The sequence below is a fragment of the Shewanella algae genome (genome assembly GCF_009183365.2).
Taxonomy (GTDB): Bacteria; Pseudomonadota; Gammaproteobacteria; order Enterobacterales; family Shewanellaceae; genus Shewanella; species Shewanella algae.
In genome coordinates, this window is sequence record NZ_CP068230.1 from 3,526,248 (window position 1) to 3,552,811 (window position 26,564).

Here is a 26,564-nt window from a genome sequence, read left to right on the forward strand (position 1 = left end):
TACCTTAAACGCTATTAAGCAGCTGCTTTACGAGCGTCTTTGATCAGTTTTGCTACGCGTTCTGTAGTTGCAGCACCGTTTGAAACCCAGTGCTCAACACGGTCCAGATCCAGGCGCAGAGTTTCTTCCTGGCCTTTGGCCAGAGGGTTGAAGAAACCTACACGTTCGATGAAACGACCGTCACGGGCATTGCGGCTATCAGCAACAACGATGTTGTAAAATGGACGCTTTTTCGCGCCACCACGAGCTAAACGAATGGTAACCATGCGTTCTTTATCCTCTAATGATTTGCTTTTCAGCAAAAATAAAAACTGGAACCCCGTGTTCGCGAAGAGTCCCAGATAGAAAGCCGGAAGATTTTACCTGACTTTCGGGCGAATGCAACCGATCCCGGCTAATTTTACAACGCCCATTCACAGCTTATCCCAAGCGGGACAATAGCTAAGGAAGGTTTGCACCTTCCCGGTAAGGTCTTTTGGTATCAGCGGCCGGGGAATTTCATTCCCGGAGGCAACATGCCTCCCAGGCCACGCATCATCTTATGCATGCCGCCCTTGGCGGACATTTTCTTCATCATTTTCTGCATCTGGGTAAACTGCTTCAGCAAGCGGTTTACATCCTGAATTTGAGTGCCGGAACCGGCGGCGATGCGGCGTTTACGCGAGCCCTTGATCATATCCGGGCGCTTACGCTCATCTGGCGTCATGGAGTTAATAATAGCCTCCATCTGACCTGTGAGCTTACCGTTTTGCACCTGCGCCAAAGCATCGGGAGGCAGTTGACCGACACCGGGTAGTTTTTCCAGCATCCCCATCATGCCGCCCATATTCTTCATCTGTTGCAGCTGCTCACGGAAGTCTTCCAGGTCAAAACTGCCGCCGGACTTCACTTTTGAGGCCAGCTTAAGAGCTTTTTCCTTATCGACACCGCGCTCAACTTCTTCGATGAGCGACAACACGTCTCCCATCCCCAGAATACGGGAAGCGACCCGGTCTGGATGGAAAGGCTCAAGGGCATCAGTCTTCTCACCGACCCCAAGGAACTTAATGGGTTTACCTGTAATATGGCGAATGGACAGGGCGGCACCGCCTCTGGCATCACCATCCACCTTGGTGAGGATCACCCCGGTCAGCGGCAGCGCTTCATTAAAGGCCTTGGCGGTATTGGCCGCATCCTGACCTGTCATGGCGTCGACCACAAACAAGGTTTCAACCGGCTTGACCGCAGCGTGCAGTGCCTTGATCTCATCCATCATCGCCTCGTCCACATGCAGACGACCGGCGGTATCCAGAATCACTACATCGATAAACTTACGCTTGGCGTAAGCTATGGCATCATTGGCGATATCCACCGGTTTCTGGCTGACGTCCGATGGGAAAAATTCGACTTCAACTTCATTGGCCAGGGTTTCCAGCTGCTTGATCGCCGCCGGACGGTATACGTCGGCACTGACCACAAGCACAGACTTCTTCTGTCTGGTGCGCAGGAACTTACCCAGCTTGGCGACACTGGTGGTTTTACCCGCGCCCTGCAGGCCCGCCATCATCAATACGGCAGGTGGCTGGGCGGCCAGGTTGAGGGCCTCATTGGCCTCGCCCATGGCTTTTTCCAGTTCACTCTGGACAATTTTGACAAACACCTGGCCCGGGGTCAGGCTCTTGGCCACTTCCTGGCCAACGGCACGTTCTTTGACGCTGCTGACAAATTCCCGCACCACAGGCAGGGCCACATCGGCCTCCAGCAATGCCATACGAACTTCGCGCAGGGTGTCCTTCACGTTCTCTTCAGTCAAGCGACCCCGACCACTGATATTTTTCAGGGTGCGGGACAATCTGTCGGTGAGATTCTCAAACATCGTCCAGTTCTATACCGTTTATGAATGTAAAATGATGGGGCGTATTATAACTATGCCGGGGTATTAATGCAGCCCTGTTCTCAAGATGGGGTTAAATAGACGCTTATCAAGGTGCAAATAAACATTTTGCCTTAATGCGGGTGGGAACCAATTGCCGTATTTTATGCACTAACTGTCGGGAACTGCATAATTTTGTCGTCTGGGTCACTGCCCAATTACCGACGGCTCATGTTATTCTAACGCAAACAAGTTTTTCCGATGCCGCCCACAGAGGCCAATTACACATAAGGATAGGTTAATCCCAGATGGTCATTCTCTCTGCTGCCGCGATGTTTTTCTACAGCATAGCGCTGATATTAGTGACAAGCCGCTTATTTCATGCCGAGGGGCCCAACCGCCGCGCCGTAGCCGGTTTTGCCGCCTTGGGTGTGATACTGCACGCCGCAGCCCTGTACCAGGCGATCTTTACCGCCGATGGCCAGAACTTCAGCCTGACCAATGTGATATCCATGGTGAACTGGATCATCGCTTTGGCATTCACTCTGGTGCTTTCCCGTATCAAGGTCATAGTCTTGGTGCCTGTTGTGTATGCCTGCTCTGTGATATCCGTAGCCCTGCTATGGCTGCTGCCGCCCAAATACATTACCCATTTTGAGCTGCACCCCGAAGTGTTGGTCCATGTGGTGTTGTCACTGATGGCCTACAGTGCCTTGATGATAGCGGCACTCTATGCCATCCAGCTGGCCGTTATCCAGAACAAGCTGAAGAAAAAGCAGCTGATGTTGAGCCCGGCTATTCCGCCGCTGATGACGGTCGAAAAGCAGCTGTACCACCTGATCATCATAGGGGTGATTTTGCTGAGTCTGTCGCTCGCCACCGGCTTTATCTTCCTTGATGATATGTTTGCCGATGGCAAGGGTCACAAGGCGGTACTTTCCATTCTGGCTTGGTTCGTCTATATCGCCATGTTGTGGCAGCAATATACCGTGGGTTGCCGTATCCGCACGGCGGTGATCTACAGTCTGACAGGCGCCAGCCTGCTCTCCCTGGCTTACTTTGGCGCCCGCATCGTCAAAGAGCTCATCCTGAGCTAATCTGAGTCGAGTCGGGCAAGGCCTAGACCTTTGCCTGACTTGACACTCCATCCAATTGCCAGTATTTACTAACTTTCGCTATTCCTGACGGGGCCCCTTTTTGGACGATATATCGACCGGCATACTCCTGATAATTCTACTGCTGTTAATTCTGATTTCGGCGTATTTTTCCGGTTCGGAAACCGCCATGATGACCCTAAACCGCTACAGGTTACGTCATCTGGCCAATAATGGTCACAAGGGCGCCAGACGCGCCATTAAGTTGCTGGACCGCCCCGATAGGCTCATAGGCCTGATCCTCATAGGCAACAACCTGGTCAATATCCTGGCCTCCTCAATCGCCACAATTTTAGGGATTCGACTCTGGGGCGACTTGGGATTGGCCATAGCCACCGGGGTACTGACACTTGTGGTATTGGTATTTGCCGAAGTGACGCCCAAAACTGTGGCTGCGCTGCACCCCGAACGTATCGCCTTCCCCTCCAGCCTGGTACTCAAGTGGTTGCTGTGGCTGTTTTCGCCTCTGGTCAAGAGCGTCAATATTATCACCTCCTTTATTCTCAGGCTGATGGGAATACGCTCCATTCGTGCTGATGATGCCCTGAGCCAGGAAGAGCTGCGCACAGTAGTACATGAAGCCGGGGCCCTGATCCCAAGACGCCACCAGGAGATGCTGTTGTCGATTCTGGATCTGGAAAAGGTCACAGTGGAAGACATCATGGTGCCCCGCTCCGAGCTCTATGCCATCAATATCAATGATGACTTCAAGAGTATCAACAAGCAGGTTATTCAGAGCCCGCATACCCGGGTACTCTTGTATCGTGACAACATAGATGATGCCGTGGGTTTTGTGCATCTGCGTGATGCCTTGAGACTGCAGTCCAAGGAGCAGTTCAGTAAATCCTCGCTACTTAGAGCCGTGAAAGAGCTGTACTTTATTCCCGAGGGCACACCGCTCAACGTGCAATTGGCCAACTTCCAGCACAATAAGGAACGCATAGGCCTGGTGGTGGATGAATACGGTGATATTCAAGGATTGGTGACGCTGGAAGATATTCTTGAGGAAATCGTCGGTGACTTTACCACTTCCATGGTCACTACTCCCAGCGAAGATATTACCCCGCAGCAGGATGGCAGCTTCCTGATCGATGCCACCATCAATATCCGCGATCTCAACAAAGAGATGGAATGGGACTTCCCCACCGACGGCCCCAAGACCCTCAATGGTTTGATCCTGGAATATCTGGAAGAGATACCTCAGGCCAATACCAGCCTGAGGCTCGCGGGTTACCCGATGGAAGTGGTGGAAGTGGCCGACAACATGATCAAGACAGTGCGGATCATGCCGCAGTTTTATCGCCCATCCTGAAACTCAACCCGCTTTGAGCTGAGTCATTGGGCAGTATTGTCTGCCCTTCTGGCGGCTTCCAGTGCCCGGCGTTTGTCCCGGGCTATCGCGGTGATGGTGTTATCCAACTCACCTTCCAGCCCCAGCATAAAAAACACTTCGGCCATCAGGAAAAAGGGGCCAATAAGCAGTTGGTTAAGATCATCGATAAAGGCCGGTTTGGCCTTTTCATACTTGTGGCCAATAAACTGGAATATCCAACCTATGACAAAAACCGTTATGCCCAACCAAATACTGGCATAACCCAGGGTATAGAGCCATTCGGTTGTCAGAATCACCGGCAGGATAAACAGTGCCAGTCCCAGCGCCAAACGCCAATGCAGCTTGATGTAATAAAGCATCACCCCAACAGCCAGCAACATGGCGACGCTGAGAGTGCCACTTGAAAAAGGCAGGCGCCACAACGACAGCATTAAAAATACTGACCAGATAATCAATGGGATACCGATAAAATGAGTTTTGATATTGGTAGGGTTCAGATGCACACTCTTATAAGTGGACAACTGTTCAACAGCCGACTTCATGACGCTCTCCTTGGTTTTGTTATTATTCTCCTCCCGCCAAGCAGGGACCTCGAGTGTCTATTTGATTCCGGTGCAGGCCCATATACTTGAGCTTCAGATAAGTGCCTGTACTCAGATGCGATTAATACACCTGATGGTTTGAGAGTACCGCAACAATTAACCAGTGACAACGCCATAAAAAAGGAGCCTCTCGGCTCCTCTCATGCTTTGACAAACCTGACAAACAGCCAGTCTGACGACTTGGACAAGGCCCTCAGTACCAGGCAAGGCTTAGTTGTGCTAGTCGCTTAAGATAACAGTCGCCACCGCATAGTGACGTTCATCGGCAATGGACAGCAGTGCCCGCTTGGCGCCCAGTGTTTCCAGGCGCTGGTGCGCGCCATCACTGAATTCAAGCTGGGGCGCACCATCGGCATTATTGCTGATATGAATATGCTGAAACGAGACTCCACGGCCTATTCCAGTTCCCAGCGCCTTGGCAGCCGCTTCCTTGGCCGCAAAGCGCTTAGCCAGAAATCGCGCCGGTTCGCTCAGCGTCTGAAAGCGGACATATTCGGCCTCGGTCAGCACCCGTTTGGCCAGCCTATCGCCACCCCGCGCCAACTGAGCCTCAATGCGGGCGATTTCCACTATGTCGGTTCCCAGTCCCAGCACAGCCATTACTCGCCTCTGCGACCTTCCAGCATGAGTTGCTTCATATCTCTGACCGCCTTGTCCAGGCCGTCTATCGCCGCCCTGGCTATGATGGCGTGGCCGATATTCAGCTCATGCAGCTCGGGGATGGCCGCTATCGGCTTCACATTGTGATAGTGCAACCCGTGCCCTGCGTTGACCACCAGGCCCTTGCCATGAGCATAGGCCGCCATTTCCGTGATACGGGCCAACTCCTCGCTCTCCTCTTCGGCGCTGTGGGCGTCGGCGTAGCGGCCGGTATGAATTTCTATCACGGGCGCACCCACGGCTACGGCGGCATCTATCTGCTCGCGGTTGGCATCGATAAAGAGTGATACTTTAGTGCCCTGCTCGGCCAGACGTTTAACCGCCGCGGCGATTTTTGGCTGCTGACCGGCAACGTCCAAGCCGCCCTCTGTAGTAAGCTCTTCACGTTTCTCCGGCACCAGACAAACATAGGCAGGCTTAACCTCACAGGCGATATCCAGCATCTCTTCGGTGACCGCCATTTCCAGATTCATCCGGGTCTTGAGCGTCTTGGCCAGCAGATAGACATCGCGATCCACTATGTGGCGTCTGTCTTCACGAAGATGGATAGTGATCCCCTCGGCGCCGGCGTGTTCGGCCACGGCCGCTGCATGCACAGGATCCGGGTAATGGGTGCCACGCACCTGCCGCAAGGTGGCGATATGATCTATATTCACCCCTAACAAGATTCTATTCATCTTTAACTCCTTGATAATTCCTGGAATGCACCAGCCTGTTCGGCGGTATAAAAGCAGTTTCTATTCTCTGCCCATTGTAACGGCAGCATTTGAAAAAAGCGGGCTGAAGAGCTCATTTCTCTCCTCGGCTGGGCGGCTGTGGGACCCTTGACGAATTTTCCCCCCGGCGGGCAAACAACTGCCTGCTGAGCAGTGGCTTATCACCGAGCAGTGGCCGGAGCAATTGCCGGGTCAAGACTTTGGCAGCTTGCCAATCCTCTTGCTGAAGGCGGTTTTCTGCCAATGCCAATAGAGTGCTTCCCGGTAGCGCCTCTTGCCGCTTGGCATCACCAATAAAGGGAATAAACCCCTGTTCGGGAATAAGTCTGTAGCAGCCATCGGCTTGGATATCGGCGCCATCGGCATCCTTCACCAATGAGGGCATGCAACCAAGCTCGGATAAGAGTCTTAGCTCGAAATAACGCAGTGTTGTCTGCTCAAAGCCCTTGGCCAGCGCCAGCAGGCTCTGATGATAACTGAAAAACAGCGCTTCGCCACTCTGGTGGTTGCCCAGTACCCGCACCAAGAGTTCATTGAGGTACATGGCCGCATATAAAGCGTCCCCGGACAGGGGCACTGCCGGGGACGCACTCTCAATTTGAGTCAGGGTTCTGAGATCGCTGCGGCCACTCAGTTGGAACAGCAGCGGCTGAAACGGTTGCACTATGCTCTTTATCGAGCGCTTGCCACTGCCGACTCTGGCAACGGCGTCGACCCGACCAAGACCATCCACCAGCAGGTTCAACAACATGCTGGATTCCCGATAGGGCCGGGCGTGCAGCACATAGCCTCGCAGCATAGTCGGCCTCAGTCTTCGCCATAACCCAGGCTGCGAAGGGCACGCTCATCATCGGCCCAGCCCGACTTCACCTTGACCCAGACTTCCAGGAACACTTTGTTATCAAATAACTGCTCCATGTCCTTGCGGGCCTCTGTGGCGATAGTGCGGATCCGCTCGCCCTTCTTGCCGATCACCATGCGTTTCTGGCCGTCGCGTTCAACCAGAATAAGCGCATTGATCTGATAGACGCCATTCTCCATCATCTTGAACTGCTCGATTTCCACCGTGGCATCATAAGGCAATTCATCACCGAGAAAACGCATCAGTTTTTCACGGACGATTTCAGAGGCCATAAAGCGTTGTGAACGGTCGGTAATATAATCTTCCGGGAAATAGTGCACGCTCTCGGGCAGTGACTCTTTCGCCAGCGACATCAAGCGGCCGACATTGGTACCCGACTTGGCTGAGATGGGCACAATTTCATCGAAGGCATACTTCTGCCCCAGGGCTTCCAGGTGCGGAAACAGTGTCTCCTTATCCTTGATATAGTCGACCTTGTTCACCGCCAGCACTGTCTTGCGCTCACTGCCGCCATGACGCAGCTTATTGAGCACCATTTCGTCATCGGCGGTCCAGTTGAGACCATCGACCACAAAGATCACCATGCAGACATCGGCCAGCGAGCTGGCAGCGGCGCGGTTCATCAAACGGTTGATGGCGCGCTTTTCCTCTATGTGCAATCCAGGGGTGTCGATAAAGACTATCTGCGATGGGCCTTCGGTGTGGATCCCCATGATCCTGTGGCGGGTGGTTTGCGGCTTACGGGAGGTGATACTCACCTTTTGGCCAAGCAAACGGTTGAGCAAGGTGGACTTGCCGACATTGGGGCGACCGACTATAGCCACCATACCGCAGTAGGTAACATCATAGGCGGGTGTCGGCGACGGCTGGTTCATCTTGGCCAGCAGTTCATCCAGGCTCGGCTCCTGGGCCGGTACCTCTGGGGTCTTACTCATTTTTTCAGTAACTCCAATATCCCAGCAGCGGCTTGCTGCTCGGCTTTTCTGCGTGAACTGCCGGTGCCGGATACGGCTTGAGCCAGCTCTTCGATACGACATTCTACGGTAAAGGTCTGATCGTGCGCCTCGCCGGAAACCGCCACCACTTTATACTCAGGCAGAGGTTTCTTATAGCCCTGCAGGTACTCCTGCAACTGGGTCTTGGCATCTTTCTGGCTGACCCCGGGTTGAATCGCCTTCAGTCGCTGCTGGTACCAGCCCAAGAGCAGTGGTCGACAGGTTTCCAGATCTGAGTCCAGGTAGATGGCACCTATGATGGCCTCCACCGCATCGGCGAGTATGGATTCGCGGCGAAACCCGCCGCTCTTGAGTTCGCCCGGGCCCAGGGTCAGATAGTCACCCAGCTTAAACTCCTTGGCGATTTGTGCCAGGGTATCACCGCGCACCAAGGTGGCACGCATCCGGCTGAGATCGCCTTCCGTCGCCTTGGGGAACTGATGATACAGGGCATCGGAAATCACTATCGACAGGATAGAGTCACCGAGGAATTCCAACCGCTCGTTATGCTTGTTGGCCGCACTTCTGTGAGTCATGGCCTGCTCCAGCAGCGTCATGTTATTGAATTCATACCCCAGAGTACGACACAGACGGGCAAAATTCTTCACAGGTTCTCTCACTTCAAACCACCTACACGCTCAAAACGCACACCGCTTGGCACCCAGGTAGGTAACCAATCCTGAGGCTGGCGCTCAAACTCAAAGCTTATCCAGATTGCCACAGCCTTACCCACCAGGTTGGCTTCAGGCACAAAGCCCCAGAAACGGCTGTCGGTACTGTTGTCGCGGTTATCACCCATGGCAAAATAGTGGCCTTCAGGTACGACAAACTCCCCTTGAGCAAAGCCTGGCTCACGGTAATAGAAGGCCGATGGCTCAGGGCGAGCCGGGTTGATCAGAATATCGTGAGTCACCTCACCCAGTTGTTCGCGAAAACGCAGCAGATCCACGCCGTCATCCTGGAATTCGCCTTTATTGACCGGTGCTCTCAATACCAGTTTAGGACCTGGACAAGGTTGTTGCTCTTTACAGGCTTCCTGAATATAGAGTTCCTTGTTGCGATAGATGATCTTATCGCCTGGCAAACCGATAACCCGCTTGATGTAATCGACCCGCTCATCTTTAGGGTATTTGAATACTATGATATCGCCGCGCTCCGGCTCGCCGGTTTCCACCAGCTTGCTGCGCCATACAGGATCTTTCAGGCCATAGCTGAATTTTTCCACCAGAATGAAGTCACCCACCAGCAAGGTTGGCATCATGGAGCCGGAAGGGATCTGAAACGGCTCGTACAAAAAAGATCTCAGGATTAGCACAAAGGCTATCACAGGGAAAATGGACTTGGAGGTTTCCACATAACCTGGCTCCTGGATAATTTTTTCAGTGACTTCATCGGTCAAGGTGCCATTTTGCGCTTGAGCCAGTGCCAGTTTAGCCTGACGCTTGGGGGCCAGCACAAAGGCATCTAGCGCCCAGATAAGGCCACTGACCAAGGTCACCAGCACCAGAATAATGGAAAAATAGGCTGCCATTGGTTATTTAACTCCTGCCTTGTATTAAATTGGAATAAGTCTTGTCAGCTTTAGGGAAGGTGCGAACAAGTCCTCGTGGCACTCTGGCTTACACAGCAATTGGCGTTCAAGGCATCTGACTGAAGGCATGCCGGGGCCTGCCAAAGGCGGATAACGCAGAGAGCCGGTGCTGTGCAAGCCCCGAAGGGCGTGGCTTACAAGCCTGCCTGCTGTGTTGTGCTTCTTGCAAAGGACTAGGGCCATTTGCTGCGAACCACGCCTTGCATCCAGGCTTGTAAGCCGACGCAGAGCACACATGGGACTTGTTCGCACCTTCCTTAGTTAGTTTACCCATATTTGCCGTTCCAGGGACAGGTCTCCCCTTAAACTAACTAAAGCGCCGCAAAATGCGGCGCAAATGAGATGTTGCTATCCAGGGCGCCGAGGCGCCACAGGATCACTCGTTCAGTTTCAATACCGCCAGGAAGGCTTCCTGTGGAACTTCCACGTTACCGAGCTGCTTCATCCGTTTCTTACCTTCTTTCTGCTTCTGCAGCAGTTTTTTCTTCCGGGAAACGTCACCACCGTAACACTTGGCGGTTACGTCTTTACGCAGTGCTTTCACGGTCGAACGGGCCACAATCTGACTGCCCACTGCGGCTTGGATTGCAATATCAAACATCTGCCGCGGGATCAGCTCTTTCATCTTCTCCACCAGGGCGATACCACGGTGGCGTATGTTGCCCCTGTGGATGATCATCGCCAGTGCATCGACTCTGTCGCCGTTGATCAACACATCCAAACGCACCATGTCGGCCGCCTGGAAGTAGACAAAATTGTACTCGAGCGAAGCATAGCCACGACTGGTGGACTTAAGCCTGTCAAAGAAGTCCATCACGACTTCGGCCGCCGGAATATGATAGGTCAGTGCTACCTGGTTGCCGTGGTAAACCATATTCTTCTGCACACCGCGCTTTTCAACACACAGAGTGATCACGTTGCCCAGGTAATCTTTGGGCACCAGAATATTGGCTTCGACGATAGGCTCACGCATCTCTTCGATATAGTTGAGCGCCGGCAACTCGGATGGGTTATCCACATAGACAACATCGCCATTGGTCAGTTCAACTTCATATTCCACAGTCGGTGCCGTGGTGATCAGATCCAGGTCGTATTCCCGCTCTAATCGCTCCTGGATGATCTCCATGTGCAGGAGTCCCAGATAACCGATACGGAAACCAAAGCCCAAGGCGGTGGAGTTTTCCGGCTCAAACTGCAGTGAAGCATCGTTCAGGCTCAACTTATTCAGCGCATCACGGAAGCTTTCATAGTCGTCGGTAGAGATGGGGAACACACCAGCGTACACCTGAGGCTTCACTTTCTTGAAGCCAGGCAGAGGCTTGTCTGCGCCGTGTTTGGCATGGGTCAGGGTATCCCCCACAGGGGCACCGTGGATCTCCTTGATACCGGCGATGATAAAGCCGACTTCACCGGTTCTCAGTTCAGTTTTTTCTGTCTGCTTGGGTGTGAAGATCCCCACCTTGTCGGCGTTGTAAGTCTGGCCTGTGCTCATGACCTTGAACTTATCGCCCTTCTTGAGCACGCCGTTCTTGATCCGCACCAGAGACACAACCCCTTGGTAGCTGTCGAACCAGGAGTCGACGATCAGAGCCTGCAGCGGCCCTTCCGGATCACCTTCCGGTGGCGGAATTTGTGCCACTATGGTTTCCAGCACTTCGTCTATGCCAACACCAGTCTTGGCAGAGCAGCGTACAGCGTCTTTGGCTTCAATGCCGACTATGTCTTCAATCTCGGCCGCAACCCGCTCGGGCTCAGCCTGAGGCAGGTCAATCTTGTTGAGTACAGGAACGACGTCCAGATCCATTTCCAGCGCGGTATAACAGTTCGCCAGTGTCTGGGCCTCAACCCCTTGACCGGCATCAACCACCAACAAGGCTCCTTCACAAGCCGCCAGCGAGCGGGAAACTTCATAGGAGAAGTCAACGTGTCCTGGGGTATCGATGAAGTTCAGCTGATAGGTTTCACCGTCTTTTGCCTTATAGTCGAGTGTAACGCTCTGGGCCTTGATGGTGATACCGCGTTCGCGCTCCAGATCCATTGAATCCAGCACCTGAGCAGCCATTTCACGGTCGGTTAAGCCGCCACAAACCTGGATCAGGCGATCTGAGAGGGTAGATTTGCCATGGTCGATATGGGCAATAATCGAAAAGTTTCTAATATGTTTCATTATGCTGCAATGACTAAATTCTAATGGGAGACTGTGCTCAAAGGTGCGAAATTGTACCCGATTGCTGGGCCAATACCAATTAGATTCACACTTTGAGCCTTTGTGGGAAGGACAGGATTAGTGGCAGTGAGTTTCTGAAGCGCTCTCCATGGCTTGGCCAAGATTGGCGAGAATGACGGGTTGAGCCCGGTTTTCAATCCTGCGTGCCTGAGACTTGCCCAGTTGCCAAGCCAGCAAGGCAAAGGCGATCGCCATGGATATGGCGCCGCCATCTGTACTGAACCCGGCGAGTGAGGCAACAAAGCGCCCCAATAACCCGCCCATAAACAACCCGGCCAAAGGCAGCATGTAAACCAACAGAGCCGCCTTGAGCACTACGCTTTCCGGCAAGCCCAAACGCAGCAAGGTGCCTTCGGGATAAGTTTCAGTGCTGGGCAGGGAAAACTCCTGCAACCGACTGCCAAACGCCTTGGCAACTGCCGAAGTGCCGCAGGATTCGCTGCTGGAACAGTGATTGCAGGCGCTCTTCAACTCCACCTGCACCTTGACCCAACCATCACTGTCTGTACCTATGACCTTAGCCACCTGTTCCATCATAACCCTGTCCTCACTCCAGCCTTAGACCCGAAGCGATACGGATAAGCGTTTGTGTCGGCACCTTACCGACAGCAACCACTTCCAGGTTACCGACTCTGTCAGCCGCCATGGAAAGGCCATTGCGGGTCATCAATTCTTCCGGCATGGGCGCATCACCGGCGCGGGCAACGTAGACAGAGATATTGCTGAGGCCATCGGTGAGGGCAATGTATTCCACCGGCTCATGACTGCCTATCAGGCGATGATGATCGCGAACCACCACCTGAAAACCGGGCGGCAGCCAATCAAATTGCCAGTTCTGGCCATCTTCCCGCTCTGATGGATTCATCACCGCCGGCCATTCCTGCTTGTAGGCCTCCACCAGCAGAGGTGCTGTTTCCTGCAGTTCTATCAATTCAATGACCAACAACTGCTCCAACAACTGCTTGTCCTGATTCAGCATGTCATAGCGCAGCGGCAGGAAGGTTTCCATATCCATCCACACCTGGAAACCATAGCGATATTCATCATTGGGTAAAATGCGAACCATCTGTCCGGGACGTCCGGCAATACGGCTGCGGCCACCCAGCACCAGTTGGTACCCGGCTTCGAGGTCGCCACTGTCACCGAAGAAGGCTGCCGGCATCACCCCTTGAATACGCTTGGCTTTGATGCTGTAGGCGGGCTGTTCGTGTTCGATAAAGGTCACTGTATTGCCGACACGAACGGCATTCTTTGGCGGACCATTGAGGTGTTCGAGAAAGGCAACTTCCTCGCCGTTGACTTTACCGTGCAGGTATACCAAAGGCCGAATATTATCGGCCTGAAGTTGGATGAGAGAAATCTTGTATTCTTTTTCGCGCAGAGCCTGACTCATTTTTTCAAGCCAGGCTTTGGCGGACATATCATCCTGCGCTAAGGCAGGTACTGCAAAGGCCAGAATGGCCAGGAGGAAAAGGCGCAAGAGATTTCCTTAACGATTCATAGGAACAGGAACGACCTCATTATTGTTATCCATAACCACACCGGCATTCAATCTCTGTTGCAACATATGATCCTGAATATAGCTGTTGATCCTGCGGCGTTGCTCAATCAACTGCTCATTGGTATAGCCCTGTGGCTGCTGAACCGGCCCGGTTTGCAGGCTAACGGGTGAGGCGCTGCCCACCAAAGGACGGGTAATAAGCACAGGGGATGCAGGATCCTGGCTTTCGGGAGTCTGGTTGTAGTTCTGAACACCAACAATCGCAACCATGGCAACGGTGGCGGCAATCGCATACTGGCCAAACTGCTTGAACATGGGGATCACTCTAGCACCGCTGGCAACCTGACGCTGAGGCTCATCGGCCACAGATACCGGGGTTGAGGTGACAGGTGCGACAATCGCCGGCTCCTTGTCGATAGCGGCCGCAATACTGGCGGACAGATCCAAGGGGATAGCTGAGGGCAACTCGCCACGCATGGCATCACCGATAAAATGATAGTTACGCCACTTGTCGTGAGAAGCAGTGTCACCAGCCAGTTCTGCCAGCGTCTGAGCGTCGGTTTCGCCGTCCACTGCCGCAGAAACCCACTCCTGACCTAATTTATCCATTACTCACCTGTCTCTATTAAAGGGTCATCTTTCCAGCAAAGGCTGGAGCTTCTTGTCTATGGCTTCCCGGGCACGAAAGATACGGGATCTCACAGTACCTACAGGGCAATCCATCACATTGGCAATATCCTCGTAGCTCATACCATCAAGCTCACGCAAGGAGATAGCCATCTTTAACTCTTCCGGCAGCGACTCGAGAGTGTCGAAGACAGTCTTCTTTATCTCGTCTGAAAGCATCAACCGCTCAGGAGAGGCGAACTCTTTCAGGGCATCACTGCCATCGTAAAATTCGGCTTCATCGGCATCCACATCGTTCGCAGGTGTTCTGCGCCCCTGTGACACCAGATGATTCTTGGCCGTATTTACTGCTATTCGGTACAACCAGGTATAAAAGGCACTCTCACCGCGGAAATTAGGTAACGCCCGATAAGCCTTGATAAAAGCCTCTTGCGCCACGTCTGCTACATCGGCCTGATTCCGTACATAACGGGATATCAGGTTGATGACCTTACTCTGGTACTTTTGCACCAGCAGGTTAAAAGCGTTTTTATCGCCACGTTGTACGCGCTCAACCAGTTGTTGATCACTTGTTTGTCCACTCATCCGAGCCGACTTCTCCCAAATCTTATAATGCTGATTTCTCAGTCGCTCGAATCATATTCACTTATGTAGACTAGCGTGCTTCGAAAAAGTTCTGATGTTTTGCAAAAAATGTACTGTGAATATCCTGAGCTGGGTTGTATCCATCCCTCGCGAGTTGGTTTACCATAACCGAACCCCAGTCACATCTCATGATACCCGATGAAACAAGTAGTTGAACACCAATCTGACGTCCTGGTCATAGGCAGTGGTGCAGCGGGCTTGACTCTCGCCCTTCACCTGGCTGAAAAAACCAAAGTCATTTTACTCTCCAAAGGTCCTCTCAACGAAGGCTCAACCTATTATGCCCAAGGGGGCATAGCCTCGGTTTTCGACGAGGAGGATACCATAGAATCCCACGTGGCCGACACCTTGGTCGCCGGCGCCGGACTCTGTGATGAAGCAGTGGTAACCTACACGGCCGAAAATGCCCGAGCCGCCATGCAATGGCTGATTGAATGCGGTGTTGCCTTCGATAAGGAAGAAAATCCCGATGGCAGCATCAATGACAGCGCCTACCATCTAACCCGCGAAGGCGGCCACAGCCACAGGCGTATTCTGCACGCCGCTGATGCCACCGGCAAAGAGGTACAGACCACACTGCAGGAGATGGCCCAGGCCCACCCCAATATTCTGGTGCTTGAGCGTTATAACGCCATAGATTTGATCACCACCCGTAAACTGGGCCGTCCGGGCAACCGGGTATTGGGTGCCTATGTCTGGAACCGTAACCTTGAGCAGGTTGAAACCATCAAGGCCAAGTTTGTCGCCCTGGCGACCGGCGGCAGTTCCAAGGTTTACCAGTACACCTCAAACCCGGATATCGCCAGTGGCGATGGTATTGCCATGGCCTGGCGTGCCGGTTGCCGGGTGGCCAACATGGAATTCAATCAGTTCCACCCGACCTGTCTATATCATTCAGATGCCCGCAATTTCCTGCTGACCGAAGCTTTGCGCGGTGAAGGCGCCTATCTGCGCCGTCCCGATGGCAGTCGCTTTATGCCTGACTTTGATGAACGCGCCGAACTGGCGCCCAGGGACATAGTGGCCAGGGCCATAGACTATGAAATGAAGCGCCTCGGTGCCGATTGCGTCTATCTGGATATCAGCCACAAGGACCCGGAATTTGTCATCAAGCATTTCCCTACCATTTACCAGCGCTGCCTGGACTTAGGGATAGATATCACCAAGGAACCTATCCCTGTGGTGCCTGCCGCTCACTATACCTGCGGCGGGGTAATGACAGATTTTCACGGTCAGACAGATCTCAATGGCCTCTATGCCATAGGTGAAGTGGCTTATACCGGACTGCATGGTGCCAACCGCCTGGCGAGTAACTCCTTGCTGGAGTGCCTGGTATTCGCCCGCGCCGCTTCGACCGATATTCAAAGCCAACTGGGTAAAATTGCCATGCCCGGCAATATCCCGGCCTGGGATGAAAGCCAAGTATGTAACTCGGATGAAGAAGTGGTTATTGCCCACAACTGGCATGAGCTGAGACTCTTTATGTGGGATTATGTCGGCATTGTGCGCTCAGACAAGCGTTTGGAGCGTGCCCTGCGCCGCTGCGCCATGCTGCAACAGGAGATCCAGGAGTATTACAGCAACTTCCACGTCAGCAACAACCTGCTGGAATTGCGGAACCTGGTGCAAGTGGCCGAGTTGATCATCCGCTGCGCTATGGCCCGCAAGGAAAGCCGCGGCCTGCACTGTAATATCGATCATCCGCAGAAACTGGAGAATCCGCAGCCGACCATTCTGCAACCTGAATAACTTGGGCAGGAATGAGTTCAGTTAGCGGACTTTGAGCGCTGCAACAATAGACGACACAGGTGACGATAGTCTGTGTCGTCAAACATATCGGCAAACAGCCAGCAACGCCCGTAGTTATCCTCCCCCTGATAGGTAAAAGTCACCACAAAGGGGCTGACCCAAGGTCTGCCACTAAGTTCGAAACTCGAACCGGGTTCGAACTGTCCTTCACCCAATTCATTAAGCCAGAAACAGAGTTGCCAGCAGCGCAAACGCCACAGCGCAAGGCCAAAGCCTGCCAGCATTAGCAGTAAACATAGGTATTTGAACAATAAATAGAAAGGATAATCCAGCGCCGGCCAGGCAAGAAAGCTGCTCAGGCAAATAGCAGCCAGCACCGTCAGACTCAGATACTGGCTGAAGGAAGAACTGAGTTGAAACCTATGGCGCTGCCCGGCCACGAACGCGCACTACCATCTGTGCCAGTTGCGGATCCGAACATTGCTCATGCCCCATAAACCAGGCAAAGAGCTCAGGATCTTCACACTCAAGCAGACGAACAAACAAGGCCTTATCCTCAGGGCTCAGAGTCTCGTAATGCTGTTCCACAAAGGGTTGAAACAGTACATCAAGCTCCAGCATACCACGGCGACATGCCCACTTAACCCTGGGGGTACTCATCAAGTCAGACACCTATCATGCTCCAATCAAGAATTTTGTCGCAAGTTTACATTCTGGCGTCTGCGCTGTCGAATATCCGCCTTAATCATCCACCCGTATCAGAACTGCTGCACCTGAAGGTCACGACCGGCAAACAAGTCACCAAAATCGGTTTCCAGCAAGCGCTGCACCGCCGGATGCTGGATCATCCGTTCGGCGAACATCACATGATATTCCTCTTTGATCTCCATGGTTTCACCGAGCAGACGTATGTTGTGCTCGAGAATATCTTGCTGATAGATGGAGGGGGCGACAAATATCCCCTTACGGAAATAGCCAAAGGCCTTCATCATAGCCGCATCGTCGAACTCACCGAGAATCTTGACATTAAGGCGTTTCTCATCAAACCAGCGATAGAGTTGCTGGCCCAGAGAAGTACGCCGACTGGGGATCAGCAAGGGCCCCTCTTCCAGACACTCGGGAAAGCCACTTTTAAACTCCTGCGCCGAGAAAAAGGCAATACCGCACTCCCCCAACTTCTTGGAGAGAATTTCCGGATACTTGAGAGACTCACCGGCGCAGTCCGACAGTATCATATCCAGTTTATGCTCCCTGAGCCTGGCCATCAGGCTTTCGTGGGTTGCCTCATAACAGGCCAGGTGCATGGAACTGTTGGCCGGGATCACCGACATCAGCACCCGACTGGCCAACGCCTTGGAGAGAGCATCGGCAATACCCACCTCAAACAGGATGGATTCATCCTTGCGATAGTTGAGCACATCGAGCATCTCATAAGAGAGGCTGAACATTTTGTCGGCGTAACGAAACACCAGCTCGCCCAATTCAGTAGGGGCCAGGTTGCGCCCCACCCGCTTGAACAGACTCCCCTTGAGCCTTTCTTCCAGCGTCCTTATCTGGCCGGTAATGGTCTGGGGAGTTAAACAGAGTGTCTCGGCAGCCTTGGTCACTGAGCCTTGCTTATGCACCATCCAAAAGTAATACAGGTGGTTGTAGTTCAAATGAGACATAGGCTGCCCCGATTCCTTACTTCAAACGCTGACAGTCCAGCAAATTATTTACGGCAAGTTGTAGCGTCTCTATATCCTTGACCTCGCCGCTTTCAAAGGCTTCGCTGATACCCTGTACCAGTTGATCCCGATCCGGGATCCTGTCCAGGCAATACTTGCGATTGGCTTCCTGAAAGCGCTTTCCTCCCCGATACTTAAGGGCGCGGGCTTCATAGCCGTTGCTGTCCAGGCGAGCGCCTACCGCTTGTGGCTTATACATGAGGGCACCATCAACAACGCCTTCGAGGTAACTCTGACACAGGGCTGCTTCCTTGTCTGCAATACAGGCTTCTATCTGTGACGCCTGAGCCAAAGGGGCTAAGCCCGCCAGAATGAGTCCGGCCATTATGCTTGTTTTCATTCCTTTTCTCCTTTTTCAGGTAACACTTTTGACAGCCAGAAATAGCCCACGACTGCCGCCAACATAGATCCGATCAGGATCCCCAACCTGGCCAAATCGCTATAGACAACGCCACCATGCTCAAATGCCAGAGAGGCAATAAACATCGACATGGTAAATCCTATACCGCACATCACAGCCACAGGCATGATATGGCGCCAGGCAATGCCCTCAGGCAACTCAGCCAGACGCAACTTAACCGCAATAAAACTGAACAACACCACACCAATCGGCTTACCGAGCAACAGACCCAATGCAATACCCAGAGGTACAGGCGATACCAGGCTTTCCAGCGACATGCCCCCCAAGGCTACCCCGGCGTTGGCAAAAGCGAATACCGGCAGGATCAGGAAGGTGCTCCAGGGGTGCAGTGCATGCTCCAGGTGCTCGGACGGTGAACCACCTTGCTTGTCGCGCAGCGGAATACAGAAGGCGATGATCACCCCGGCCAAAGTGGCATGTACCCCGGACTTGAGTACGGCGACCCAGAGAATGGCCCCCAGTACGCCATAGGCTCCAAGCGCAGTCACACCACGGCGGTTCAAGGTAACCAAACCTATGACGGCAGCGGCGGCAATCAAGAGGCTGATCATGGATAGATCACTGCTATAGAACAGCGCAATAATAACGATTACACCCAGGTCATCTATGATTGCCAGCGCCAGCAAAAACACCTTGAGCGCCACGGGAACCCGGTTGCCCAAAAGTGCCATGATCCCCAGCGCAAAGGCGATATCAGTCGCGGCCGGAATCGCCCAGCCCCCCTGAGTCACAGGATCATTGGCATTGAACAGCAGATAGATAGCGGCCGGAACAACCATGCCACCTATAGCGGCAAAGGTTGGCAGAGATGCCTTGGAAACACTGGACAGCGCCCCCTCCAGCAGCTCACGTTTGACTTCCAGACCAATCAACAGAAAGAACAGCGCCATCAGACCATCGTTGATCCACAGCAGCAAGGGCTTGTTGATATCCAGGGCCCCGAGACGCAACTGCATCGGGGTATCCAGAAAACCTTGATAGAGGCCGGAAAGCGGTGAATTAGCCAGGACCATAGCCAAAGCTACAGCAATCAATAACAAAATACCGCCGGCAGATTCCTGGCTCAGGAAATTCCGAAGTGCCTTTTCCATACTAAACTCCCAAAAACATAATTGATTTGAGTGTAGTAGATGGATTTAAGTAAGTATAATCGAAAGTTTCTGAGGAATACCTCGAGATATACGAAGTATTCCACGAAAAACCCGGTTTAGATAGCGACAGGCGCCTTAATATGAGGATGAGGTTCGTAACCGGACAACTCGAAATCTTCGAATCGGTAGTCAAAAATTGATTCAGGTTTACGGGTTATTTTCATTTGCGGCAAAGGCTTGGGCTCACGGCTGAGTTGCAGCGCCGTTTGCTCCATATGATTGGAGTAAAGGTGGGTATCACCGCCGGTCCAAACAAAATCGCCCAATTCAAGATCACACTGCTGCGCTACCATCATGGTCAACAAGGCGTAGCTGGCGATATTGAACGGCAGTCCCAGGAACACATCACAGCTGCGCTGATACAGCTGACAGGACAACTTGCCATCGGCTACATAAAACTGGAAGAAGGCATGACAAGGTGCCAGCGCCATCTTGTCGAGCTCGGAGACATTCCAGGCCGAGACAATCAAACGTCTGGAGTCAGGTTGCGCCTTGATCTGCTCTATCACCTGAGTGATCTGATCGATATGACCACCATCGGGCGTTGGCCAACTGCGCCACTGAGCGCCGTAAACCGGCCCCAGATTACCGGACTCATCGGCCCACTCATCCCAAATCGTCACTTTGTTTTCATGCAGATAGGCAACATTGGTGTCCCCTTTCAGGAACCAGAGCAGCTCATGGATGATGGAGCGCAGATGGCACTTTTTGGTGGTCACCAAGGGGAACCCCTTACTGAGGTCAAAACGCATCTGGTAGCCAAACACAGAGCGGGTTCCCGTGCCGGTACGGTCACTCTTGTCGGTACCGGAATCTAAAATATGTTGCATTAAATCAAGATATTGCTGCATTACTGCTTGTCCTTCACCACGCCGGTCTGCGGCGCATTACGCATTAACAGATAGAGTCCAAAGAGGATCATGGGCACTGACAGTATCTGTCCCATGGTTAAAAAGCCCAAATAAAGCCCGAGTTGGGCATCCGGCTGTCTGACCGTTTCCACTATGCAGCGGAAGATACCATAGCCAAGCAAAAACATCCCGGACACGGCTCCTGTCTTGGGACTGCGTCTGCTGAACCATTGCAGCAAAATAAACAGCGCTACCCCTTCGAGGGCAAATTGATACAGCTGCGAAGGGTGACGAGGCTCGGGGCCACCTGAAGGAAACACCATGGCCCAAGGTACATCTGTGACTCGGCCCCAAAGCTCGCCATTGATAAAGTTACCCAGGCGCCCGGCGCCCAGGCCAATGGGCACCACGGGGGCCACCATATCCGCCACCGCGAAGAAGCTGCGCTTCTGTTTCCAGGCGATGTAGAGCATGGCCAGAATAACCCCCATCAAGCCGCCGTGGAAAGACATGCCGCCTTCGCTGATCTTGAATAGGTACAAGGGGTCGGCAATAAAGTAATCCAGATGGTAGAAGAGCACATAACCTATGCGTCCTCCCAGGATCACCCCGAGAAAAGCGTAAAACAGCAGATCCGATACCTGTTCGCGGCTCCATAACCCCTTGGATCTGTCAGCCATACGGTTGAGCAGTATCATAGCGGCCAAAAAGCCCAGCAGGTACATGAAACCATACCAACGCAAAGCCGGTTCAAAAGTCTGGCCGAACAGCTCAAAGGGGCCAAAAGATACGATCACAGGATCAATATTGGGAAATTCTAAAGCCATAACAGAAAGACGATTCCTAAATTAACTACGGCGCAGATCAGGCCAGAATAAGTTTAAGACCCACAACAACCAATAAAAGTGCAAATATTTTCTTCAGTACCGGCGTCGGCAAAGTGCTGGCCGCTTTTACACCCACAGGCGCCACCAACATTGAGGAGGCAATAATGCCCACCAAAGCCGGCAGGTAAATGTATCCCAGAGTGCCGCTCGGCATATCCGGGGCGTTCCAGCCTGCGATAACATACCCTAAACTCCCCCAAAGGGCGATGATAAGGCCGGTAGCCGATGAAAAACCCACCGCCTGACGCATCTGCAGCCCACACCAGGTGAGGAAAGGCACCAAAAGCACCCCACCACCAATGCCCATCAAGGCGGCAATAATGGCAATAATCGCCGAGACTATGAGTAAAACGGGAAATGGCGGCAAGCCCTCTTTCGCCGATGGACGAAAAGGAAATGCCATCTGGACGGCCATTAATATTACAAACACGGCAAAGGCGCGGCGCAGATCATCGGCCGGGATCAATTCGGCGATAAACCCCGAACACAAGGCCCCCAGCGCCAGACCAGGCAACATGGATTTAAACAGTGGCCAAGGAATATTGCCGTGGCTGTGATGGGCGCGGGCCGATGAAAAAGAGGTCAAAATGATGGCCGCCAACGAAGTGGCAATGGCAACATGGGGCAACTGCGCGGCGGGAACTCCCACCTTGGGTAAAATATACAACAGCGCCGGCACCACAATAAGACCACCTCCTATCCCCAACAAGCCGGCCATAAAGCCGACAAAAGCCCCCAACGCCAGACAAACACCGAATACCCAGAGAAATGTGTCCACAGAGGTTCCTTAATTCTTGTTGTTATTCCATACACCCGCCACGGCAGGTTCAATTGAGAATGGCCGCCAGCTCTCTTTGCCCCAAATAATCGTGCACCAGTTGCCGCACTTCACTGCCGCTCCTGAGTGTCAGCGCCTCGGCCAACAACTGCTCGAGTTCACTGCTGCGCACTCGCCGCAGCAGATAATTTATTCTGGCCAAACTCCCCTGGTTCATACTCAGGCGGTTATAGCCCATGGCGACAAGCAGCAAAGCGCCGCCGGGTTCACCGGCCAATTCGCCACAGACACTGGCACCTAGGCCATATTGACGGCAGGTCTCCCGCGCCTGTTTCAGTGAACGCAATATTCCAGGATGATAGCTGTCAAACAGGGCGCTGACCCTGGGGTTGTTGCGATCTACCGCCAACAGATATTGGGTCAGGTCGTTGCTGCCGACGGAAACAAAATCAACACGCTTGGCGACTTCATCCAGTTGAAACAGCAGCGCCGGCACCTCCAGCATAATGCCGATCTTGGGTCTTTTCAGCTCAGGGTTCACATCCGACTTAAGCTCGGAATAAGCCTGTTCGATATATTCCAGCGATTGATCTATCTCATCGAGATTACTGACCATGGGCAGCAAAATATGCAGCTGCTCGCCGCTGCCGCTGGCCTGGAGCATGGCGCGAATTTGCACCAGAAACAGCTCGGGATGGTCCAGCGACAAGCGAATGCCACGCCAGCCCAAAAATGGGTTTTCCTCCTTGATGGGGAAATAAGGCAAGGGTTTGTCTCCGCCCACATCCAGGGTGCGCATCACCACGGGCCGACCGGACGCCGCCTCCAGCACCTGGCGATACACCTTTACCTGCTCAGACTCGCTGGGAAAGCGCTGCTGTAACATGAAGGGGATTTCGGTGCGATACAACCCAATACCATCGGCGCCTTCGGCAATTTCAGAGGCCAAACCGCTGAGTAACCCTGCGTTCATATACAGATGAATACGTTTGCCGTCGACCGTCTCGGCCGGCAGGTTCAGCTCTCTGGCGTATTGCCGCTGCAACGCTCTCTCGGCAGACAATAAACTGCGGTACTCACCGACCACGGCCGGAGACGGCGACACCATCAGCTGACCGCGGGTGGCATTGAGCACCAAAAGCTTCTTGTCGATGTCGGCAGCCAAGACCTGGTCGACCCCTGTGATGGCCGGTACACCCAGCGCCCGGGCCAGAATAGCGGCATGGGAGTTGACCCCGCCAAGCTCTGTCACTATCCCGGCCAACTTTTGCCGCGGAAACTCGGCCAGCAAGGTGGTATCCGCCTCACGGGTCACCAGAATAACCGGCTTATCGGCATTGAGCTCCAACCGTTCCGGCTCAATCAACTGGCGCAGCACCTTCTGCCCCAAGTCACGGATATCGCTGGCCCGCTCCTTGAGATAGGGGTCTTCCATCGCCATAAACTGGGTGATGTAACGCAAAGACACGCGACTGACCGCCGACTCGGCGCACCAACCCGCAAGCACCTCATCGCGATATTCGCCCCCAAGGCTGGCCTCTTCCAGCAAGAGTTGCAGCGCCGAGAAGATAGACACCACCTCTTCATCCTGCTCACGGTCAAAACGCTGTGCCAGGGTGCTCAGGGTGTTACGGCAACGCTCGATTGCTGTCTTGAGGCGCTCAAGCTCATTGGGGATATCTGCTGCGGTTTGATCCGGCTGCTCCAGTGATATCTGCCCGCCCAGCACCAAAGCATGGGCAATGGCGATACCATTGGAGGCCGGCGTGCCCTGAAACAGGATTTGCAGCTGATCTTCCTTGACACTGGCTTTTTGTTTGAGGCCGCGAATGGCCATGGCCAACTGCGCCGCCAGCGTCATTAGAAAGGCTTCTTCCCCTTCACTGAACTGACGGGCACTGGGCTGCTGCACCACTATGACACCAAGCAACTGTTTCTGATAGATAATGGGCGCGGCGAGAAAGGCGCGATATTCCTCTTCGGCCACTTCGGGAAACAGTTTGAATCTGGGATGGGCTCTGGCATCGGCAAGGTTGATGGCTTCTTCACGCTCGGCAACCAGGCCTACCAGACCTTCGGTCAACGGCATGCGAACCCGGCCGACGGCACTGGGTTCCAAGCCATCTGTGGCGGAGAGGACCAACTCATTTTTATCCAGAATATAGATAGAACAACACTGAGTGCTCATGGCGGCCTTTATTTGACCGACCAATAGCTCAAGGGCAGCCTCAAGATCCCTTGCGGCTGCAACTGCCTGAGTAATATCCCTGAGCGTGTTTAACACCTGTTCCCCCTTTCGATATCAAACCTCAGCCTGCTGCTCTTTGTCGTCCCCGTCGGCGAGAAGGCTCCCGTGTCTGCAATGCCAGAGCCGTGGTGGCGAACTCTTTCATAACCTTACGGTAGACGTCACGTTTAAAAGATACGACCTGACGCACAGGGTACCAATAACTTACCCAGCGCCAGTCATCGAACTCAGGATGGCCGGACGAATTCAAGTTGACGGCACTGTCCTGACTCTTGAGCTGGAGCAAAAACCATTTCTGCTTTTGGCCGATACAGACAGGCTTGCTGTCCTGGCGCACCAAACGCTTTGGCAATCTGTATCGCAACCAGGAGCGGGTGGATGTCAGTATCTGCACATGTTCCGGCCTGAGCCCTACTTCTTCATACAGCTCTCGATACATGGCATCTTCAGCGGATTCACCGTCATCCAATCCCCCTTGGGGAAACTGCCAGGAGTGCTGACCGAAACGCCTGGCCCACATTACTTGGCCAAATCTGTTACAGATAATGATGCCCACATTTGCGCGAAAACCGTCGCTGTCAATCACATGGACTCCGAAAAAGCGATAAATTTCAATGATTCGATTGTTTCACAATCCCACGTCGGCAGCAATTCTCTATTTACGGCTTTTTCTCTGGATAAGCAAATGGAGTTTTCCACTTTATCAACAACTGCTCTGCCATGTTTGAGTGGATATCCACAAAAACTGTGGATATCTCTGTTCGAAACTCGACTGAACTTCTGGAAACGCTGTTTTTTGCAACCCTTACAGTCTAAGCCCAAAAGTAAGAATCAAAACAAAATCATTTTAAATACAAAAAGATAGACATATAAAAAAGAAAGCGATCGACAGCAATCATATCAACAGATCACTTTTTAACCAACGAGTAATCAGAACCGACTTGCGGGCAATATCACAAAACTTTATTCACACCCCATGGACAAAAACTCGGCTTAAAGGTCCAAAATGGTGCCAAAACCCGGTTGACACTCACCATTATTTGCTTTATTGAAGCCAAAAATACTCAGTTATCCCAAAATGCTGTGGATAAGTTTGTTGGCAACACAGGGGAAATCGGCGAGTAACTCAGGAAAACCATTACTCGGCGGTCAACCAAAAACACTTTAGCCAATAAAAACATTAAGATACAAACTTGCACACAGGGGATTGGCTTGGTTTGCACAGTGGCGGTCGGTTTTTGTACAACCTTGTTATCCAGTGCCGCTCAGGTAAAATCAGCGCCATGAAAACCAATATCATGCCGCCAAGCTCATTGGCACAACTACTGCAGCGCGCTGACGATATCGCCGGGCTGACGCTGGGACAGCTCGCAAAATCCTTAGGGGTAGCCGTGCCCAGAGACTTTCGCCGCGACAAAGGTTGGACCGGACAACTGCTGGAACTGGCATTGGGGGCGACAGCGGGCTCCAAACCTGAGCAAGACTTCCTGCATCTTGGGGTAGAGCTTAAGAGTATCCCGATAGATGAGCGCGGCATGCCGCTGGAAACCACCTATGTTTGTGTCGCGCCGCTGACCAATATCTCAGGGCTGCGCTGGGAACAGAGTCTGGTGTATCACAAGTTGCAGCGGGTACTGTGGATCCCGGTTCAGGGAGACAGAGAACTTTCTCCGGGTGTTCGACGTATCGGCTCACCGCTGCTGTGGGAACCCAGCACTGAGGAAGACAGGCTATTGCGCCAGGACTGGGAAGAGATCATGGAGCTTATCAGCATGGGCAAAGTCAGCAAGATCACCGCCAGGCACGGTGAGGTATTGCAGCTCAGACCCAAGGCGGCCAACAGCAAAGTGTTGACCGAAAGTATTGCCGAAGACGGCAGTATTCAGATGACAAACCCAAGAGGCTTTTATCTCAAGACTCAGTTCACCAAAGGACTACTTGAGCGCTTTTTTGGTTGATATCGACTCTAATCCGCACTTGCCTTGAT

Annotated in this window: 28 protein-coding genes; 4 read left to right on the forward strand and 24 right to left on the reverse strand. The window is 53.0% G+C overall.

Features of this window, described 5'->3' with window-relative positions; genetic code table 11:
- Positions 1-14 precede the first annotated feature (14 nt).
- Positions 15-266, reverse strand: a complete 252-nt coding sequence (rpsP, locus tag E1N14_RS15790; RefSeq protein WP_025010564.1) for a 30S ribosomal protein S16 — start codon at positions 264-266, stop codon at positions 15-17.
- 215 nt (positions 267-481) lie between these two features.
- The gene (gene ffh, locus E1N14_RS15795; RefSeq protein ID WP_025887855.1) at positions 482-1,855 is read right to left on the reverse strand and encodes a signal recognition particle protein; all 1,374 of its coding nucleotides are present in this window, start codon (positions 1,853-1,855) and stop codon (positions 482-484) included.
- A 305-nt stretch (positions 1,856-2,160) separates the two neighbouring features.
- Between ffh and E1N14_RS15800 the strand changes: the two genes are divergently transcribed.
- Positions 2,161-2,949 (forward strand): cytochrome C assembly family protein, encoded by a 789-nt coding sequence (locus E1N14_RS15800; RefSeq protein WP_025010563.1) that lies wholly within the window; start codon positions 2,161-2,163, stop codon positions 2,947-2,949.
- A gap of 100 nt (positions 2,950-3,049) precedes the next feature.
- The gene (locus E1N14_RS15805; RefSeq protein WP_025010562.1) at positions 3,050-4,318 is read left to right on the forward strand and encodes an HlyC/CorC family transporter; all 1,269 of its coding nucleotides are present in this window, start codon (positions 3,050-3,052) and stop codon (positions 4,316-4,318) included.
- Between the two features lie 23 nt (positions 4,319-4,341).
- Here the strand turns inward: E1N14_RS15805 and E1N14_RS15810 are convergent, their stop codons facing one another.
- The 12 genes from E1N14_RS15810 to rpoE form a co-directional block, all read right to left on the reverse strand.
- Complete coding sequence (locus E1N14_RS15810; protein WP_025010561.1) at positions 4,342-4,881, reverse strand: Mpo1 family 2-hydroxy fatty acid dioxygenase; 540 nt, start codon at positions 4,879-4,881, stop codon at positions 4,342-4,344.
- A gap of 279 nt (positions 4,882-5,160) precedes the next feature.
- On the reverse strand, positions 5,161-5,541 hold the full coding sequence (gene acpS / locus E1N14_RS15815; protein WP_025010560.1) for a holo-ACP synthase: 381 nt from the start codon (positions 5,539-5,541) through the stop codon (positions 5,161-5,163).
- Entirely contained in the window at positions 5,541-6,278 is a 738-nt protein-coding gene (gene pdxJ, locus E1N14_RS15820) for a pyridoxine 5'-phosphate synthase (RefSeq protein WP_025010559.1), read from the reverse strand. The genes acpS and pdxJ overlap by 1 nt, the downstream gene beginning before the upstream one ends.
- A 112-nt stretch (positions 6,279-6,390) precedes the next feature.
- Positions 6,391-7,116: a DNA repair protein RecO gene (gene recO / locus E1N14_RS15825; protein ID WP_025010558.1), complete on the reverse strand. Its 726-nt coding sequence runs from the start codon at positions 7,114-7,116 to the stop codon at positions 6,391-6,393.
- Between the two features lie 8 nt (positions 7,117-7,124).
- Entirely contained in the window at positions 7,125-8,114 is a 990-nt protein-coding gene (gene era, locus E1N14_RS15830) for a GTPase Era (RefSeq protein ID WP_025010557.1), read from the reverse strand.
- Positions 8,111-8,794, reverse strand: coding sequence for a ribonuclease III (gene rnc, locus E1N14_RS15835; protein ID WP_025010556.1), 684 nt, complete (start codon positions 8,792-8,794; stop codon positions 8,111-8,113). The genes era and rnc overlap by 4 nt, the downstream gene beginning before the upstream one ends.
- Positions 8,791-9,705 (reverse strand): signal peptidase I, encoded by a 915-nt coding sequence (lepB, locus tag E1N14_RS15840; RefSeq protein ID WP_025887849.1) that lies wholly within the window; start codon positions 9,703-9,705, stop codon positions 8,791-8,793. Before lepB ends, rnc begins: the two co-directional genes overlap by 4 nt.
- Before the next feature lie 436 nt (positions 9,706-10,141).
- Positions 10,142-11,932 carry a translation elongation factor 4 gene (gene lepA / locus E1N14_RS15845; protein WP_025010555.1) on the reverse strand — a complete coding sequence of 597 codons (1,791 nt, stop codon included), beginning with the start codon at positions 11,930-11,932 and terminating at the stop codon, positions 10,142-10,144.
- Between the two features lie 117 nt (positions 11,933-12,049).
- Entirely contained in the window at positions 12,050-12,529 is a 480-nt protein-coding gene (locus E1N14_RS15850) for a SoxR reducing system RseC family protein (RefSeq protein ID WP_025010554.1), read from the reverse strand.
- Positions 12,530-12,539: 10 nt separating this feature from the next.
- Positions 12,540-13,472, reverse strand: a complete 933-nt coding sequence (locus E1N14_RS15855; protein WP_025010553.1) for a MucB/RseB C-terminal domain-containing protein — start codon at positions 13,470-13,472, stop codon at positions 12,540-12,542.
- Positions 13,473-13,481: 9 nt separating this feature from the next.
- Positions 13,482-14,102, reverse strand: coding sequence for a sigma-E factor negative regulatory protein (locus tag E1N14_RS15860; protein WP_025010552.1), 621 nt, complete (start codon positions 14,100-14,102; stop codon positions 13,482-13,484).
- Between the two features lie 24 nt (positions 14,103-14,126).
- Positions 14,127-14,705: an RNA polymerase sigma factor RpoE gene (gene rpoE, locus E1N14_RS15865; protein ID WP_025010551.1), complete on the reverse strand. Its 579-nt coding sequence runs from the start codon at positions 14,703-14,705 to the stop codon at positions 14,127-14,129.
- Between the two features lie 198 nt (positions 14,706-14,903).
- On the opposite strand from rpoE, the gene nadB reads away from it, so the two are divergent.
- Entirely contained in the window at positions 14,904-16,514 is a 1,611-nt protein-coding gene (gene nadB / locus E1N14_RS15870) for an L-aspartate oxidase (protein ID WP_025010550.1), read from the forward strand.
- 17 nt (positions 16,515-16,531) lie between these two features.
- On the opposite strand, the gene E1N14_RS15875 is transcribed toward nadB, so the two are convergent.
- The 10 genes from E1N14_RS15875 to rppH all read right to left on the reverse strand — a co-directional run bounded on the left by E1N14_RS15875 (position 16,532) and on the right by rppH (position 25,163).
- Positions 16,532-16,954 (reverse strand): protein YgfX, encoded by a 423-nt coding sequence (locus tag E1N14_RS15875; protein WP_025010549.1) that lies wholly within the window; start codon positions 16,952-16,954, stop codon positions 16,532-16,534.
- Positions 16,935-17,174: an FAD assembly factor SdhE gene (locus E1N14_RS15880; RefSeq protein ID WP_062793819.1), complete on the reverse strand. Its 240-nt coding sequence runs from the start codon at positions 17,172-17,174 to the stop codon at positions 16,935-16,937. Before E1N14_RS15880 ends, E1N14_RS15875 begins: the two co-directional genes overlap by 20 nt.
- 98 nt (positions 17,175-17,272) lie before the next feature.
- Positions 17,273-18,181: a transcriptional activator NhaR gene (nhaR, locus tag E1N14_RS15885; RefSeq protein WP_025010548.1), complete on the reverse strand. Its 909-nt coding sequence runs from the start codon at positions 18,179-18,181 to the stop codon at positions 17,273-17,275.
- 16 nt (positions 18,182-18,197) lie between these two features.
- Positions 18,198-18,581, reverse strand: coding sequence for a hypothetical protein (locus E1N14_RS15890; RefSeq protein WP_062793820.1), 384 nt, complete (start codon positions 18,579-18,581; stop codon positions 18,198-18,200).
- On the reverse strand, positions 18,578-19,753 hold the full coding sequence (gene nhaA / locus E1N14_RS15895; protein ID WP_025010547.1) for a Na+/H+ antiporter NhaA: 1,176 nt from the start codon (positions 19,751-19,753) through the stop codon (positions 18,578-18,580). The genes E1N14_RS15890 and nhaA overlap by 4 nt, the downstream gene beginning before the upstream one ends.
- Before the next feature lie 116 nt (positions 19,754-19,869).
- Positions 19,870-20,664 (reverse strand): thymidylate synthase, encoded by a 795-nt coding sequence (gene thyA / locus E1N14_RS15900; RefSeq protein WP_025010546.1) that lies wholly within the window; start codon positions 20,662-20,664, stop codon positions 19,870-19,872.
- Positions 20,664-21,491: a prolipoprotein diacylglyceryl transferase gene (gene lgt / locus E1N14_RS15905; RefSeq protein WP_025010545.1), complete on the reverse strand. Its 828-nt coding sequence runs from the start codon at positions 21,489-21,491 to the stop codon at positions 20,664-20,666. The genes thyA and lgt overlap by 1 nt, the downstream gene beginning before the upstream one ends.
- Positions 21,492-21,528: 37 nt before the next feature.
- Positions 21,529-22,329: a sulfite exporter TauE/SafE family protein gene (locus E1N14_RS15910; RefSeq protein ID WP_062793821.1), complete on the reverse strand. Its 801-nt coding sequence runs from the start codon at positions 22,327-22,329 to the stop codon at positions 21,529-21,531.
- 49 nt (positions 22,330-22,378) lie between these two features.
- The gene (ptsP, locus tag E1N14_RS15915) at positions 22,379-24,613 is read right to left on the reverse strand and encodes a phosphoenolpyruvate--protein phosphotransferase (RefSeq protein WP_025010543.1); all 2,235 of its coding nucleotides are present in this window, start codon (positions 24,611-24,613) and stop codon (positions 22,379-22,381) included.
- Positions 24,614-24,638: 25 nt separating this feature from the next.
- The gene (rppH, locus tag E1N14_RS15920; RefSeq protein ID WP_025010542.1) at positions 24,639-25,163 is read right to left on the reverse strand and encodes an RNA pyrophosphohydrolase; all 525 of its coding nucleotides are present in this window, start codon (positions 25,161-25,163) and stop codon (positions 24,639-24,641) included.
- Positions 25,164-25,860: 697 nt separating this feature from the next.
- On the opposite strand from rppH, the gene mutH reads away from it, so the two are divergent.
- A complete protein-coding gene (gene mutH / locus E1N14_RS15925; RefSeq protein ID WP_025010541.1) occupies positions 25,861-26,535 on the forward strand; it encodes a DNA mismatch repair endonuclease MutH in 675 nt (224 codons plus the stop codon).
- Positions 26,536-26,564: the final 29 nt, after the last annotated feature.

What these genes read in the sequence shown, in the direction of transcription:
- rpsP (WP_025010564.1), bottom strand. Translation starts at nt 266, where the DNA reads ATGGTTACCATTCGTTTAGCTCGTGGTGGCGCGAAAAAGCGTCCATTT.
- ffh (WP_025887855.1), bottom strand. Translation starts at nt 1,855, where the DNA reads ATGTTTGAGAATCTCACCGACAGATTGTCCCGCACCCTGAAAAATATC.
- E1N14_RS15800 (WP_025010563.1), top strand. Translation starts at nt 2,161, where the DNA reads ATGGTCATTCTCTCTGCTGCCGCGATGTTTTTCTACAGCATAGCGCTG.
- E1N14_RS15810 (WP_025010561.1), bottom strand. Translation starts at nt 4,881, where the DNA reads ATGAAGTCGGCTGTTGAACAGTTGTCCACTTATAAGAGTGTGCATCTG.
- acpS (WP_025010560.1), bottom strand. Translation starts at nt 5,541, where the DNA reads ATGGCTGTGCTGGGACTGGGAACCGACATAGTGGAAATCGCCCGCATT.
- pdxJ (WP_025010559.1), bottom strand. Translation starts at nt 6,278, where the DNA reads ATGAATAGAATCTTGTTAGGGGTGAATATAGATCATATCGCCACCTTG.
- recO (WP_025010558.1), bottom strand. Translation starts at nt 7,116, where the DNA reads ATGCTGCGAGGCTATGTGCTGCACGCCCGGCCCTATCGGGAATCCAGC.
- era (WP_025010557.1), bottom strand. Translation starts at nt 8,114, where the DNA reads ATGAGTAAGACCCCAGAGGTACCGGCCCAGGAGCCGAGCCTGGATGAA.
- lepB (WP_025887849.1), bottom strand. Translation starts at nt 9,705, where the DNA reads ATGGCAGCCTATTTTTCCATTATTCTGGTGCTGGTGACCTTGGTCAGT.
- lepA (WP_025010555.1), bottom strand. Translation starts at nt 11,932, where the DNA reads ATGAAACATATTAGAAACTTTTCGATTATTGCCCATATCGACCATGGC.
- E1N14_RS15850 (WP_025010554.1), bottom strand. Translation starts at nt 12,529, where the DNA reads ATGATGGAACAGGTGGCTAAGGTCATAGGTACAGACAGTGATGGTTGG.
- E1N14_RS15860 (WP_025010552.1), bottom strand. Translation starts at nt 14,102, where the DNA reads ATGGATAAATTAGGTCAGGAGTGGGTTTCTGCGGCAGTGGACGGCGAA.
- rpoE (WP_025010551.1), bottom strand. Translation starts at nt 14,705, where the DNA reads ATGAGTGGACAAACAAGTGATCAACAACTGGTTGAGCGCGTACAACGT.
- nadB (WP_025010550.1), top strand. Translation starts at nt 14,904, where the DNA reads ATGAAACAAGTAGTTGAACACCAATCTGACGTCCTGGTCATAGGCAGT.
- E1N14_RS15880 (WP_062793819.1), bottom strand. Translation starts at nt 17,174, where the DNA reads ATGAGTACCCCCAGGGTTAAGTGGGCATGTCGCCGTGGTATGCTGGAG.
- nhaR (WP_025010548.1), bottom strand. Translation starts at nt 18,181, where the DNA reads ATGTCTCATTTGAACTACAACCACCTGTATTACTTTTGGATGGTGCAT.
- E1N14_RS15890 (WP_062793820.1), bottom strand. Translation starts at nt 18,581, where the DNA reads ATGAAAACAAGCATAATGGCCGGACTCATTCTGGCGGGCTTAGCCCCT.
- nhaA (WP_025010547.1), bottom strand. Translation starts at nt 19,753, where the DNA reads ATGGAAAAGGCACTTCGGAATTTCCTGAGCCAGGAATCTGCCGGCGGT.
- thyA (WP_025010546.1), bottom strand. Translation starts at nt 20,664, where the DNA reads ATGCAGCAATATCTTGATTTAATGCAACATATTTTAGATTCCGGTACC.
- lgt (WP_025010545.1), bottom strand. Translation starts at nt 21,491, where the DNA reads ATGGCTTTAGAATTTCCCAATATTGATCCTGTGATCGTATCTTTTGGC.
- mutH (WP_025010541.1), top strand. Translation starts at nt 25,861, where the DNA reads ATGAAAACCAATATCATGCCGCCAAGCTCATTGGCACAACTACTGCAG.